This is a genomic window from Marinobacter sp. ANT_B65 (genome assembly GCF_002407605.1).
Classification (GTDB): Bacteria; Pseudomonadota; Gammaproteobacteria; order Pseudomonadales; family Oleiphilaceae; genus Marinobacter.
Genome location: NZ_NXGV01000002.1, coordinates 484,014 through 498,037, shown reverse-complemented (window position 1 = coordinate 498,037; position 14,024 = coordinate 484,014). Strand labels below are relative to the sequence as shown.

Here is a 14,024-nt window from a genome sequence, read left to right as displayed (position 1 = left end):
TCAGGCACGTTATCATGTCTAATCCGGATGTTAACAAAGGGGATTCCATGCAGGACTCTGGCAGAGTCGGCCAGATCGTGGGCATTCGCGGAGGCGTTGTCGATGTTAAATTCCCCGGCGTCGCCCCCCGCATCCAGGACCTGCTTCGGGCTGGCAATCTTGACCTGGAGGTCAGCTCACTGCTTGAGAACGGCGCAGTACGTTGCATGGCGCTGGCCCCCGTGCGCGGGCTGGGTCTGGGAATGCCAGTACAGGCAACGGGCGCGCCCATTCAGGTTCCCGTAGGTGATACCGTACTGGGCCGAATGCTCAATGTGTTTGGCGAGCCAATTGATGATAAGCCCGCTCCTGCCACGACAATAAGGCGCTCCATTCATCAACCTCCTCCGGCCCTCGAAGACCGCGTTGTCCACAGCGACATTCTGGAAACCGGAATCAAGGCGATTGATTTGCTGTCGCCCATCGAGCGCGGCGGAAAAACCGGGCTCTTCGGTGGCGCGGGGGTCGGGAAAACTGTTCTGATCACCGAACTGATCAACAACACCGTTCAGCACTATCAGGGAGTCAGTCTGTTCTGTGGCATTGGCGAACGCTCCCGGGAAGCGGAAGAACTCTACCGTGAAATGGGCGATGCCGGTGTGCGGGACAAAACCGTCATGCTGTTCGGCCAGATGAACGAAGCTCCGGGTGTACGTTTTCTTGTGGGCAAAACCGCGCTCACCATGGCTGAGTATTTCCGCGACGACCAGAAACAGGACGTATTGCTTCTTATCGACAATATTTTCCGCTTTGTGCAGGCCGGCTCAGAGGTTTCCGGACTGATGGGGCGCATGCCTTCACGGGTTGGCTACCAACCTACCCTGGCTACCGAACTGGCCTCTCTTGAGGAGCGCATAACCTCGACCCGCAATGGAGCGATAACATCCATCCAGGCAGTCTACGTACCCGCCGATGACTTCACCGACCCGGCGGCAGCGCATATTTTCTCGCACCTCTCTGCCTCAGTGGTACTTTCCCGCAAGCGCGCCAGCGAGGGTCTGTACCCGGCGGTCGACCCCCTGGGCTCCGCCTCGGTGATGCTGACGCCCGCCGTGGTTGGCCAGCGCCATTACGATATCGCCCGGGCAGTGAGGCGCACTCTGGCAGAGTATGAGGATCTGCGCGACATCATTGCCATGCTGGGCATGGAGGAGCTTTCAGCCGCTGATCGGGCCACGGTTGCCCGAGCCCGGCGGCTCGAACGCTTTCTTACCCAGCCGTTTTTTACCACCGGCTCTTTTACCGGTACCGGCGGCAAACGTGTGCCCATCAAAGATACCCTCGATGGCTGTGAAACCATTCTGAACCAGACCGAGTTCAACGATAACGAAACCGACTATTATATGATTGGTTCCCTGAAGGATCTGGAGGTGAGGTCATGAGCCTGGCCGACACCATGCAGGTAGCGCTTCGACTACCTACCCGCACACTCTATGAAGGCACAGTAAAGCAGCTATTTGCCACGGCGGAGAACGGCGCTTTCGGAATGCTTCCCAACCATGTCGACTTCGTTACGGCGCTGGTGCCCTCGGTACTTGTTCTCACTTCAGCCGACGGCGAAGAACTCTTTTTTGGCATTGATGAAGGTGTGCTGATGAAAAAAGGCCATCGAGTGGATATTGCCATACGCCGGGGTGTTCAGGGCGAGGACCTTAACTCTCTGAACGAAACCATACAGGCCGCGTTTATCGAAGTAGATGAAGAAGAACGAGTGGCCAGGTCAGCACTGTCCCGCCTTGAAGCCGGCATCGTCCGGCACTTTGGCGACTTGCGGAAACCCACAGTGTGAACAGGAACGACGATCGCTCAGCAGAAAACATCCGGCGCACTGCCGAGCGCATGAAGCTGGCGCGCAGTTCTCCGGGCCTGAGTCCATTGCGGGGGCTGGGGGCATTCGGGATTGTTGGCTGGTCGATTGCTGTACCAACAGTGGGGGGGGCATTTCTGGGTTTATGGCTGAACCGGGTAGCACCCCAGGACTTTTCCTGGCCCATCGCGCTTATTCTGGGTGGTGTTGTGGTCGGAGCTATTATTGCCTGGAGCTGGATAGGCAAAGAAGGTCCGGACCAGAAAGGAGACAAACAGTGATAACAGTCAACTGGCATGCAGCTCTGCTGGGGTTATCAGTAGGTATTCCTGTCAGCGCCCTGTTCTTTGCGGGCCTGGCCTGGGGAATGCAGCGAGCCCTCAGCTCCGGAAAACCCGGGCTATGGCTTATGCTCAGCTCCTTCAGCAGGATTGCGATACTCCTGGCCGTTGGTTTCTGGGTAACCTCAACCGCAGGAAGTAACTGGGCAGTAGCCGGCTATGCGCTGGCGTTTTTTCTGGCACGGCTGATGGCCGTACTCTGGGCCAGAACGGGCAAAGCGGCCGCCACCACAGGACAGGAGGGCACATAATGCAGCTGACTCCCGATGATGTCGTTGTTTTCACTCTGGCAGGCTGGGATATTAACGCCACCATCGTTAATACCTGGATCGTTATGGCGTTGCTGGTAGGCACTTCCATGCTGATTACCCGCAACCTCCGTGCCGATGTGCCCCCCAATCGCTGGCGTACGGCGCTGGAAGTGATCGTTAAACTGATTCAGGGCCAGATTGAGGAAGTTACCCGCAACTCTGCCCGCCATGTCATGTATTTTTCCGGCACACTGTTCCTGTTTATCGCCTTATCAAACCTGATGCTGGTGATACCGGGATTTTCGCCACCTACCTCATCCTTATCCACCACAGCGGCTCTGGCTTTATCAGTGCTGGTGGCGGTACCGGTATTCGGCATTGCCAATGGCGGGCTGGGAAGCTATCTGAAAACGTTTATCCAGCCTTCGGTCATCATGCTGCCATTCAATATTATCGGCGAGTTCTCCCGGGGGATATCACTGGCTATCCGCCTTTACGGCAACATAATGAGTGGCGCGGTTATTGCCGCTATTCTTCTGACCATCGCGCCATTTTTCTTTCCCGTGGCCATGGACATGCTCGGATTACTGACCGGCATGATTCAGGCGTATATATTCGCCATGCTTGCCACGGTTTACATCTCATCTGCCACCGCAGAGCCTGACCCTTCATTGAAAAAGCACGAGGACAAGCCATGACAGATTTTGCCATTATCGCAGTCATATCAATTTTCACGGCAGGCCTGACCGTTTCCTTCGGCGCTCTCGGCCCGGCACTCGGTGAAGGCCGGGCGGCCGCCGCCGCAATTGCCGCTATGGCCCAGCAACCGGATGCTGCGCCAACTCTGTCCCGAACCCTGTTCGTAAGCCTGGCGATGATCGAATCCACGGCCATTTACTGTTTTGTGGTAGCCATGATTCTTATTTTCGCCAACCCGTTCTGGGCCGCTGTACAGGTTGCCCCAGGAGGCTAGAACCGATCATGTCCATTGACTGGATTACCGTTATTGCGCAGATCGCCAACTTTCTGGTTCTGGTCTGGCTACTGAAACGCTTTCTCTACCGTCCGATCCTCGACGGTATTGATGCCCGGGAGGCTGAGATCGCACGTAGTATGGCCGAAGCCGGGGAGGCTCAGAAAAAAGCTCAGGCAGCTGAAGCAGCCTACCAACAACAGCGAAAACAGCTGTTATCCGACCAGAATGCAGTGGTCGAACGGGCGCTCAGGGAATCAGAAAACCAGCGTGACACTCTGCTGGCCGAGGCTCGAGCCAAACTTGAACAGGAGCAGAAAGACTGGCACAAACACCTTGAGCGTGAACGCCAGAAGTTCACCGCCCAACTGCAGCGCGCCGGAGAAGAAACCCTGTTGGAACTGACCCGGAAAGCTCTTCGGGACCTTGCGGACGAATCACTGGAGGAAGCGATTGCCCGCCACGTCAGCGCACGCCTGCGTCCGATTGCCGGCGAGCTCTCCGACGCCGCCGGTAACAGCAAAGAAGCCGTAGCCACCACACGCGACACCTTGCCGGAGGCCGCACAGACACAGATTCAAGCCGATATTGAAAGCCTGCTGCCAGGCACAAGCCTGCGTTTTGAAACCGACCAGAAACAGGCACCCGGCCTGGTTCTGCGTGTCGGCAGCGCCCAGGTTGCCTGGACGGTCGACAGTTACACTGAGGCATTTGATGCGCTTTTGAGCGAGCGCCTCGCCGCCGGTGCGTCCGGCCGGATTCAGCCAGGTAATGCCTGAGAGGGGTAGATAAACCAAGATGGAGAACCGTTCTGAACTGCCTGTAACTGACCCCTTTGACAGCTGGCGGGAAGCCCTGCTGGCAACACCCGCGCCCGCACCGGTAATGACCGAAGTCGGAACCGTCACAGAAGTGGGCGACGGAGTTGCGGTCGTCACCGGCCTGGCCCGTGCACTGGCGGATGAACTATTGGTGTTCGACTGCGGCGTGCGGGGCATTGCCCTGGATCTGGAGCCTGGAAGGCTCGGTGTGATCCTGCTCGGACCTTCAGAGCTCATTACTCTGGGCGAAGATGTAAGGCGCACTCGTAAGGTGGTGAGCGTACCGGTTGGCCCTGCGTTACTTGGGCGCGTGGTAGATGCCATGGGCCGCCCAAGGGACGGTCTGGGGCCAATTGCAGCAGTAGCCGAGCATCCCATTGAGGCGGAAGCGCCAGGCATTCTCAGCCGTTCAGCCATTTTCCGGCCTCTGGCCACCGGCATCAAAGCCATTGATGCCGCCGTACCCGTGGGCCTCGGCCAGCGGGAGCTGATCATCGGGGACCGCCAGACCGGGAAGACCTCCATTGCCATAGACACCATACTCAATCAGGTGCGTTCCGCCGTTACCTGCATCTACTGCGCCATTGGTCAACGGGGGGACGCAGTCTCCCGGGCGATCGGGGCGCTGAAAAAGGGCAACATGATGGCCCGCAGCGTGGTTATGTCAGCCGGCGATGAAGAAACACCCGGGCTGGCCTACATCGCGCCCTATGCCGCCATGGCTATGGCGGAGTATTTTTCCGATCAGGGCCAGGACGTACTGGTCATTTTTGATGACCTGACACACCACGCCCGCTCCTACCGGGAATTATCACTGCTGCTAAGGCGGCCACCAGGGCGAGAGGCTTTTCCCGGCGATATTTTCTACGTTCATGCCCGCCTTCTGGAACGGGCCGGGCAATTTACAGAAGAAGCTGGTGGCGGCTCGATTACCGCCCTGCCGGTGGTGGAAACCCAGGCAGAGAATCTGTCGGCCTATATCCCGACAAACCTGATTTCCATAACGGATGGCCAGATTTATCTGTCACCACGGCTGGTACGCAAAAACCAGTTCCCTGCCGTTGATCTGGGGCTGTCTGTCTCCCGGGTAGGCGGTAAGGCACAGACCCGTGCTCTGCGCGAAGTGGCCGGCAACCTGCGGGTAACCCTGTCGCAGTTTGAGGAACTGGAAGACTTTGCACGCTTTGGTACACGGCTGGACGATGCCACGCGTGCACGCCTGACCCGTGGCGCAGCTGTACGCAATGCCCTGCGCCAGGCCGAACGTGACCCCATGCCTGCGGCCGAACAACTGGCCGTCCTGATCGCAGCAATGGAAGGCCTTTTTGACGCCATGTCAGAACAACAACTGGCCGGCGCCATGACACGTATCCGTGCCGCTGCCCAAAAGCAGTTACAGGTGATTGACGAGCGCATCAGTGAAAACAAAGGGTTAAGCGACGAAGACCGGGCACTGATCGTTGCTACCGCACGCGAGGTCTGCAATGGCCCAGACGCTTGAAACCCTGACCCGTCACAGCGATACACTGAAAAGCATTCGCGGCATCGTCCACACCATGAAGACTCTGTCTGCGATTAACGCGACGCCCTATGAACACGCTGCCCGCTCAATCGAAGCCTATCACCAGACCATACTTCAGGGGTTCGCTGCCTTCGCCTACCGTACCGGAAAAATCACCCTGCGGCAGGACGAGGCACTGGAGCACCTGGTTATCGTCTTCGGCTCCGACCACGGCCTCTGCGGCAATTACAATGAGATTCTGGCCGAGGTGGTAAAACAGCATTGCCAGGCAAAAATCACCGGCAAGCATCGGCTTCTCTGCATCGGAGCACAGATGAACGATGCTCTCGATGATCAGGGCCTGGCATCAGACGCTGTTCTGCTACCACCGGCATCAGCCGACGGCATCGGCCGGCTCGCAGGTGACATTGTTACCCGCATAGACCGTTTCAGCCGGGGCCAGCCGCTGTATCATCTGGACGTCACCCTGGCGTTTACCCAGCGCGGCGAGCAGGGTATGCGGGAGCCGGTGACACTAAGGCTTCTGCCTCTGGAACCTGCGCTGTTACAGCGCCAGGAACACTGGGATTCCCGTTCGCTTCCGGATTACACAATGGGTGCCGAAGCCCTGCTGTCATCGCTGATTCGCAGCCATATCTTCGCCAGCGTTTTCCGCGCCTCGGCAGAGGCCATGGTCACCGAAAACTCCGCCCGCCTCGCTCTGATGCAGCAGGCCGAGCAGTCCGTGGATGAACGTATCGAAGACGTAAAAGGCGAGCTTCGATCGGTAAGACAAACAGAAATCACCAGCGAACTGATGGATGTGATCACCGGTTTCGAAGCGTTAAAAAAAACACGCAAATCATGATTCTGTTCTGGCGTAGAGAAACCGCCGGATCACCGGCAGTTGTTTCAGCATGGCTTTATCAACAACACGTGGCAGTATCCCGTTGATGACCACAAATAACTTCTCGGGCCAGCCAAGGAACCGGCGGCGCTCATCGCGCTTCATAGCTTTGATAATGGCCGCCGCCACTGCTTCTGGCGTGTCAACACGATTCCCCAGTGCACGATTCAGCGCATTAACTGCCTCCGGATTCATATCTGTATCTGTGGCCCGCGGCGCTATATAAACCACCTGCACGGAGGTGTCCGCCAGCTCACGGCGCAGAGCCTCAGTGAACCCCCTCAGGCCAAATTTGGTAGCACAATAGGCGGTGTATCCGGGAAAGCCAATGCTGCCAAAGGTCGAGCCTACAAACACCAGGGCACTGCTGCCAGCCTTCTCGAACCGGGGAGCGAAATGCCTGGCGACCAGTACCGCAGAACGCAGATTCACATTAAGTTGGGCATCGAACTCTGCAACAGACATCATTGCCAGCCCGGCAAAGCGATTCTGCCCGGCACAATGGATCACACCATCAATATCCGGGTAGGCCTCCGTCAGGCGCTCCAGCTGTTGATCCAGATCGCTGGCTGCCAGGTCCAGGGACACCGGAACAACCCCTTCCCGGTGGCCGATGCTCTCCGGGTGCCGGGAAGCCACAACGACACGACTCCCCTCCTGAACCAGTGAGTCCACCAGTGCCTTACCAATCCCGCCGGTTCCGCCCAACAGCAGAAACACACGATCATGCAGCCTCATGGCTCTGCTCCTGACGGCGATCCGGCAAAGGAATATTGTGCAGCATATCGCCATATAGCCGATAAACTACGCGAGCCGCATCAATTACCGCCTGCTGATCACTCGGGTCGGTAAGGCCGTCCATGAGGTTGCGGAAAAACTCGAAATGATCCTGGTCGAGAGCACCATGGGAATACAGATAACTGAAAGCCTGATCCGGAAGCCCAAGGAGTTTCTGAATCTGCTCTCCGAGGGGTGTAGCCAGCTCGATCGAGGTGCCCTCAAGCACCTGAACCATGCCAAAGAATGCCGCCGGATTACCCCGGCTGATCTGATCATACAAATAGGCCACCATCAGTTCGATGGACAGGTCCGGCTTCCCCCCGCGGATTGCTTCCTTGTCGGCACCGCAGGCCTCCAGATCATTCAGTATCCACTCGTCATGGCCATACTCCTCATCGATGTATTCAACCAGTGCTTTGCGGACGAACCCCAGCCGCTGAGGTAGCCTTGCGCCACAGGCCATCATCAATGGCACTGTATGCCTGACGTGGTGAAAAGCCTGGGTCAGGAACCAGTTATATGACTCAAGGCTGAAACTGCCCTCGCCGATAGCTTTAACAACGGGCGCACCAGTAACATGGGCGCGTGCTTCAGCGGTTTCCTGCTGCAATCTGTCAAAAAATGCCATATGAGATTCTCCTGGCTGGTTGATCCATGGTGCTGAAAGGAATATGGGAAAAGCTTGCGCCAACAGAGTCGGCAGATGATCCTGAATGCATGCCCGTACCGGACGGCCATTCGCGGTAATAAAGCCTTCGGCCTGGTTTAGCCGTTGCCGGCGGACATACACAGTGGCCAGGCGAGCATAATCCGGCAGATGCTGGTTGAGCTGCCGCAATGAAGCAGCCAGGACGGAGGGTGAGCGCCCATCTGTCACCGTAATCAGCGCCATTGGCTGAGGCTCACCATCGCCGAACACCACAGCCTGGGGAATACCCAGCCCCTGAACCAGCTCACTCTCCAGCCACTCCGGGCTGATATTGCGGCCGAAGGTGGTGATCAGCAGATTCTTGGAGCGCCCGTTGACCGACAGGAAGCCATCCGTACTGAGTGCGCCCAGATCACCGGTATCCAGCCAGTCATCCTGTTTCAGATCTTCGCCAAGATAGCCCAGGTGCGTATTGCCACGAACGAGAATATGACCGTCAGAACCCACCCTGATATCGACATGGGACAATGGCTTACCCACACTGCCCTCACGCCCGGCGGCCGGCACGTTCAGTGCTACAACAGAGCTGCATTCCGACAAACCGTAGCCTTCGTATAGTGGTAATCCGGCGGCCCTGCCACGGCTCAACAGCTCCGCTGAAACCCTGCCGCCACCAACGGCCAGAAACCGCAGTGAGCTGCTGTTGAGCTGGCCCTGCTCTGCGGCTCCGACCAGCGCCATGGCCAGTTCTGGCACCAGAATCAACGACTGGGGGCTATTCCGATTGACTCCCTCAACCAGCCTGCCCAGATTAAGACCACTGCTCCCGGTCATCCCCAGACTGGCCAGTGGTTCTACCTTCACTGAAGCGCCCATGAGTAACGGCAGATAAACCCCGGCGATATTCTCCAGAAGCGTGGCCAGAGGCAGGATGCACAGATGTGTTTGCAACTCGATGCCTGCCAGCCGCTCTTTCAGGGCAAGCGTGGTTGCAGTCATCTGCTCCACTGACAGACACACACCTTTTGGCGTGCCGGTGCTACCCGAGGTGAAAGTGATTTTGGCCGTATCGACCGGCATTCCGGCCGTCACCGTTGCAGCAGGCAATGTACGCAGCCAGATACCGTGCCCCAGGGTATCGCTTTCATTGACTGATTCGCTGTGCAACAAGCCGTTCAACCCGGCCTGCCTGATCAGATGGGCCGTCTGGGATTCAGAAAAAAAGCCTGGCACGGGTACACAAACAACACCAGCGAACAGGCAGGCAAGATCCGCCAGTATCCAGGCCAGAGTGTTGTCTCCGCATATACCGACTCGCCTGATGCCTCTCAATTCAAGTTGCGCGGCGACTGTCTCTGCCGCCTGCACCATCTGCCTATAACTGTATTCTGCTTCCGGCTCGCGCAACGCAATGCGCGAAGGGTGTGCCATTGCCCGGCCCTTAAGAAGTTCAGGCAAGGTAGCCATACAAGCCTCCCTGTCCGGAAACATCTGAACCTGTATCAGGACGCACCGGTTCAATCCGTCGCAGAAGCCCCGTTTGTCGCAGGGCGCTGAGGCTGTCAGCTACTTTAACGGCCATCACCACGGGTTGATGGTCATAGTAACGACCCCAACCGGCACCACCATCCGGCAAACTCGCCGGATCAGCCCTCGCCAGCACACGGGTAGCAATCCCCATACGGTGGAAACTGTTTTGCAGCTGATCGGTTCCAGTGCAGACAACCCAGTCGTAACCAGCGGCATGAAGCCAGACGGTCAGGGAAGCAAACAGGTGCCGGCTGACACCGGCCTCAACACCTGCAAGATGGGCAATCTCTGCAATCCGGTTACGCCTTATATCCGGCACCGGCATCACAGATTCCACAGGAACTGTCAGATAATCCTCAAGAAACAGACGCTCCTGCGCAGCACTTCGAACGCCCACCGCAGCCAGCAACGCGCCCTGTGCTGATGTCAGAGCCAGCAATAGCGGAATCCGCAGTGAGGGCTCGGCGCCATAGGCCTGCAGAAACCGTCGCCGGATGAACTCCGTAACCGTAGCCGCCAGTAAAGTATCGGGGGTAATCTCGCTCAACCAGCGCCCTGCACAACGAAGGGCAGGAACCAGCTCCGGTGAATCTGGCGGGCAGTGTGTGGACATAGTTAGCGGGTCGGTCATAAACGCTCTCCAACAGCTTTCGGGCAAGACTCCCGATATAGTGAGCGATCAGATTAGAGCGCAACCCTTAAGTCAGACTTAAGGCTGGAGCAGAGAATTCTTAAGCCACGTTAAGGTTCCCCGCTATCACCGGTTGCCAGCACCAGTTAAGGGTGGCTTAAGAAAGCCGGTGTAGAATACAGTCTGGCGAGTGTGAATTTGCACAGGCTTCCCCCAACACGGATCCCGCTTGATGCGCATATTATTGGTAGAAGACGACCACCTTCTGGGCAGCACCATGCTGGACATGCTGCGGGCAGATCAGCACACCGTAGACTGGCTGGATGATGGTCAACAGGCGCTGAATGCCCTGGCAGACGATCATTTTGACCTGGCCATACTGGATTTGACCCTGCCAAGGGTCGATGGCCTTGAGATTGTCCGGCAGACCCGGCAACAAGGCAACCAACTACCCATTATCATCCTGACTGCCCGCGCTGAACTGGAAGAAAAACTGCAGGGCCTGGATGCTGGTGCAGACGATTACGTGACCAAGCCGTTTGCCATGGCCGAACTCAAAGCCCGGATCCGGGCCGTTACCCGTCGCAGGTCATCGACAACCAGCGATGCACTGACCCTAGGCCAGATCACGCTTGACCCGGCTTCTGCCCAGCTAACCGTCGGTTCAGCGACAGACACCTTGCCCCGTAGTGAATTCCAGATTCTCCAGTACATGATGCGCCATCCCGACCAGGTTGCCACTCGCCGGCGTCTGGAAGAACAGCTCTATGGCTGGGAGCCGGGAGCTGAAAGCAATGCTCTGGAAGTGCATATCCACCATCTCCGGCGCCGGATCGGCAAAACCACAATCCGCACTATCCGCGGCGTTGGGTATCTGCTGGACAGCCAGGCAGCTTGTGGAGCTCCGGAATGTCCCTGACCCGCACCCTCACACTACTGGTTACTTCCACAGTTCTGCTATTTGCCCTGATAGCCGCTACATTGAGCTACATTGAAAGCAATCATGAACTGGAAGAGCTGTTCGACGCCGAACTGGCGCAGAGCACACGGATTGTCCAGGGGCTGGTTCGCCACCTTGCAGACACGCAATCCCTCGAGCTGTTATCGCAAACCCTCAGTGAAACACTGGCGCTGCCACTCGACAAGGACGTTGAGTCTCAAGCAGATAATGGCGAAATTCTGCCCGGCGGCGCGGGGCACAAATACGAGAAGAAGCTGGCCTTTGAGGTCTGGACGCCCGACCGCACGCCTCTGCTGGACACCCTTAAGGCCGATGACACCGAAGGCCTGACGCCAGGCTACTCATGGGCCGAATCCCGGGGGTACAACTGGCGGACGTTCACGCTCCAGGACCCAGCTACCGACTTCTGGATCCGGACAGCCCAACGGGAAGATATTCGCGAGGAACTGAGCCAGGAACTGGCCCTGGGCAACGTTCTGCCTTTGTTGGTTGCCTTGCCGCTCCTGCTGCTGGCTGCCGGTGCCGCCATTCATATCGGGTTCCGCCCCCTGCGCCGGCTGGAACAGCCCATACGCCATATGGCTCCGGAACGCATCCACCCCCTTGATGACAGACAGGCACCCAAGGAAGTAGCTGGTCTGGTACAAGCCGTGAACAGCCTGCTCAAGCGTCTGAACCTGGCTCTGGAACGGGAACGCCGCTTTTCAGCCGATGCAGCCCATGAACTGCGGACACCGCTGGCAGCTTTGCGACTGAATCTGGAAAAAGCCTGGGACAAAGATCCGCAGCAATTCCAGCCACTGATTCAGTCAGTTGACCGCATGACACATCTGGTGGAGCAAATGTTGCTGCTGAACCGGGTAGACTCAGGCGCCGGCTTTTCACCCCAAAACCACGACCTGTCCGGGATCATCGAACAAAGTATTGCGGATGTGACACCCCTGGCGCTGAAAAAGCATATCGAGCCAGTGCTGCATAACGATGCCGGCCAGGCTCTGGTAAGTTGTCACGACGCCCTGATCAATACCCTGATGCGATCCCTGCTGGCCAACGCGATTCAGTACAGCCCTCAGCACACCCGGATAGAAACCCGTCTGGAGGCCTCCGGTAACGGCTATCACGTTACTGTATGCGATCAGGGCCCAGGCATTGCAACCGCAGACCGGGAGCGGGCGCTCAGCCGTTTTGTCCGCCTCGACCAGCGGCACGGTGGCGGGGCAGGGCTTGGGCTGGCAATTGCACGCCGGATTGCAGAGCTTCATGGCGGTCAGCTCACCCTGAATGCACGACCTGACGGACAACCCGGCCTGTGTGTCAGCCTCTGGCTGCCGCACCTTTCCATCCGCAGTCGCGATTACCTATAGCCCCAGCAACTCGCGCAGCCAGTCTGTATCCAGATGCTGCTCAACCTGGTCCGCCAGCCGGTCAAGCTGGGCAAGACGGTGCTGCTGGTAGTCTACAGCGGCGCCTGAACGGTTCAGCCCGGCCCAGTGCAGCAGGGCTTCACACGCAGTCGGCTCGTCAAATATTCCGTGCACGTAAGTGCCGGCCACCTGGCCGTCGGCGCTCATGGCACCTTCGTTGTTGTCATTCATCCGCCCCAACGGTCGCAGAAGCGCCGCGCCCTCGCTCACACCGTTGTGCATTTCGTAGCCTTTGAAAACCGCACTTTTCCCGCTGGAGTCGGCCGCCAGAAAGATCAGGGTGCCGCTGACGTTCCTCAGCTGTTTGCCGGCAACCATGGTGGTGGTCATTTCCAGCAGTCCGAGACCTTCAGCTGTGCCCTTCTGGCCTTCCAGCCCTTCCGGATCGTCAACACTCTCTCCCAGCATCTGAAAACCGCCACAAATACCAAATACCTTGCCGCCGTAGCGCAAGTGTTTGCGAATTGCCTGCGCCCAGCCCTGAGCATGCAGAAAGGCCAGGTCAGTGCGGGTGCTTTTGCTACCGGGCAGGATAATCAGATCAGCCGCCGGAATGGGCTGATCCGGGCCGATGAACTGAAGATTTACACCCGGGTGCAGGCGCAAGGGATCAAAATCATTGTGATTACTGATGCGCGGCAGCACCGGCACAATCACATTCAGCGCCTCGGCTTCGCAGGTTCCAGCGGTACCAATACTGTCTTCGGAATCCACGATGAGGCCATGAAGGTACGGCAGTACACCAACCACCGGCTTTCCGGTGCGCTCAGTGAGCCACTCCAGACCGGACTCCAGCAGGCTGATATCACCGCGGAAACGGTTGATAATAAAGCCTTCAGTACGGTCTTTTTCGGTTGTGGAAATCAGCTCCAGCGTACCCACCAGTTGGGCAAACACACCACCCCGGTCAATATCACCGACCAATAACACAGGGCAATCAGCCGCTTCTGCAAAGCCCATGTTGGCAATGTCGTTGGCGCGCAGGTTAATTTCCGCAGGACTGCCAGCGCCCTCGGCAATGATCACGTCATAGCGTTCACTGAGTGCACGCCAGGCGTCCATGACCGCAACCTTGGCTTCGGCTTTGTATGCGTGATAATCCAGCGCATCCATATTGCCGTGTACCTGTCCGCGCAGAATCACCTGAGCGCCACAGTCGCTTTGCGGCTTCAGTAACACTGGATTCATATCACTATGGGGTTCAAGGCCACAAGCCAGCGCCTGTAGCGCTGTAGAACGGCCAATTTCGCCACCGTCTGTGGTCACTGCACTGTTCAGGGCCATATTCTGCGGCTTGAACGGAGCCACTGAAACACCCTGCCGGGCAAGCCAGCGACACAAAGCCGCAACCACGGTAGTCTTACCCGCGTCTGAGGTGGTGCCCTGAATCATCAGTGTTGTGGCCATGG

Annotated in this window: 15 protein-coding genes; 11 read left to right on the top strand and 4 right to left on the bottom strand. The window is 57.8% G+C overall.

Going from position 1 to position 14,024, the window contains the following annotated elements; genetic code table 11:
- Nucleotides 1-47 precede the first annotated feature (47 nt).
- The 9 genes from atpD to CPA50_RS12385 are packed head-to-tail and all read left to right on the top strand — an operon-like array spanning nt 48 to nt 6,601.
- Nucleotides 48-1,421 (top strand): F0F1 ATP synthase subunit beta, encoded by a 1,374-nt coding sequence (atpD, locus tag CPA50_RS12425; protein ID WP_227519648.1) that lies wholly within the window; start codon nt 48-50, stop codon nt 1,419-1,421.
- Complete coding sequence (locus tag CPA50_RS12420) at nt 1,418-1,828, top strand: ATPase (protein ID WP_096782823.1); 411 nt, start codon at nt 1,418-1,420, stop codon at nt 1,826-1,828. Before atpD ends, CPA50_RS12420 begins: the two co-directional genes overlap by 4 nt.
- The gene (locus CPA50_RS12415) at nt 1,825-2,127 is read left to right on the top strand and encodes an AtpZ/AtpI family protein (protein ID WP_096782822.1); all 303 of its coding nucleotides are present in this window, start codon (nt 1,825-1,827) and stop codon (nt 2,125-2,127) included. Before CPA50_RS12420 ends, CPA50_RS12415 begins: the two co-directional genes overlap by 4 nt.
- The gene (locus CPA50_RS12410; RefSeq protein WP_227519627.1) at nt 2,124-2,438 is read left to right on the top strand and encodes an ATP synthase subunit I; all 315 of its coding nucleotides are present in this window, start codon (nt 2,124-2,126) and stop codon (nt 2,436-2,438) included. The genes CPA50_RS12415 and CPA50_RS12410 overlap by 4 nt, the downstream gene beginning before the upstream one ends.
- Nucleotides 2,438-3,136 (top strand): F0F1 ATP synthase subunit A, encoded by a 699-nt coding sequence (locus CPA50_RS12405; protein ID WP_096782821.1) that lies wholly within the window; start codon nt 2,438-2,440, stop codon nt 3,134-3,136. Before CPA50_RS12410 ends, CPA50_RS12405 begins: the two co-directional genes overlap by 1 nt.
- A complete protein-coding gene (locus CPA50_RS12400; protein WP_096782820.1) occupies nt 3,133-3,411 on the top strand; it encodes a F0F1 ATP synthase subunit C in 279 nt (92 codons plus the stop codon). The genes CPA50_RS12405 and CPA50_RS12400 overlap by 4 nt, the downstream gene beginning before the upstream one ends.
- Nucleotides 3,412-3,419: 8 nt before the next feature.
- Entirely contained in the window at nt 3,420-4,190 is a 771-nt protein-coding gene (locus tag CPA50_RS12395) for a F0F1 ATP synthase subunit B (RefSeq protein WP_096782819.1), read from the top strand.
- Nucleotides 4,191-4,209: 19 nt separating this feature from the next.
- Nucleotides 4,210-5,733 carry a F0F1 ATP synthase subunit alpha gene (locus tag CPA50_RS12390; RefSeq protein ID WP_096782818.1) on the top strand — a complete coding sequence of 508 codons (1,524 nt, stop codon included), beginning with the start codon at nt 4,210-4,212 and terminating at the stop codon, nt 5,731-5,733.
- Nucleotides 5,717-6,601 (top strand): F0F1 ATP synthase subunit gamma, encoded by an 885-nt coding sequence (locus tag CPA50_RS12385; RefSeq protein WP_096782817.1) that lies wholly within the window; start codon nt 5,717-5,719, stop codon nt 6,599-6,601. Before CPA50_RS12390 ends, CPA50_RS12385 begins: the two co-directional genes overlap by 17 nt.
- On the opposite strand, the gene CPA50_RS12380 is transcribed toward CPA50_RS12385, so the two are convergent.
- The 3 genes from CPA50_RS12380 to CPA50_RS12370 are packed head-to-tail and all read right to left on the bottom strand — an operon-like array spanning nt 6,596 to nt 10,230.
- Nucleotides 6,596-7,378, bottom strand: coding sequence for an SDR family oxidoreductase (locus tag CPA50_RS12380; protein ID WP_096782816.1), 783 nt, complete (start codon nt 7,376-7,378; stop codon nt 6,596-6,598). The genes CPA50_RS12385 and CPA50_RS12380 overlap by 6 nt on opposite strands.
- Nucleotides 7,365-9,536, bottom strand: coding sequence for an AMP-binding protein (locus CPA50_RS12375; protein ID WP_096782815.1), 2,172 nt, complete (start codon nt 9,534-9,536; stop codon nt 7,365-7,367). Before CPA50_RS12375 ends, CPA50_RS12380 begins: the two co-directional genes overlap by 14 nt.
- Complete coding sequence (locus CPA50_RS12370; protein ID WP_227519626.1) at nt 9,520-10,230, bottom strand: thermostable hemolysin; 711 nt, start codon at nt 10,228-10,230, stop codon at nt 9,520-9,522. Before CPA50_RS12370 ends, CPA50_RS12375 begins: the two co-directional genes overlap by 17 nt.
- A 232-nt stretch (nt 10,231-10,462) precedes the next feature.
- Here CPA50_RS12370 and CPA50_RS12365 point away from each other — a divergent pair, with 232 nt between their 5' ends.
- Both CPA50_RS12365 and CPA50_RS12360 read left to right on the top strand, forming a co-directional pair.
- On the top strand, nt 10,463-11,149 hold the full coding sequence (locus CPA50_RS12365) for a response regulator transcription factor (RefSeq protein WP_096782814.1): 687 nt from the start codon (nt 10,463-10,465) through the stop codon (nt 11,147-11,149).
- The gene (locus tag CPA50_RS12360; protein WP_096782813.1) at nt 11,140-12,555 is read left to right on the top strand and encodes an ATP-binding protein; all 1,416 of its coding nucleotides are present in this window, start codon (nt 11,140-11,142) and stop codon (nt 12,553-12,555) included. The genes CPA50_RS12365 and CPA50_RS12360 overlap by 10 nt, the downstream gene beginning before the upstream one ends.
- Here CPA50_RS12360 and CPA50_RS12355 read toward each other — a convergent pair.
- Nucleotides 12,550-14,022: a cobyric acid synthase gene (locus tag CPA50_RS12355; RefSeq protein WP_096782812.1), complete on the bottom strand. Its 1,473-nt coding sequence runs from the start codon at nt 14,020-14,022 to the stop codon at nt 12,550-12,552. The two genes, CPA50_RS12360 and CPA50_RS12355, sit on opposite strands and share 6 nt — an antisense overlap.
- Between the last annotated feature and the right edge of the window lie 2 nt (nt 14,023-14,024).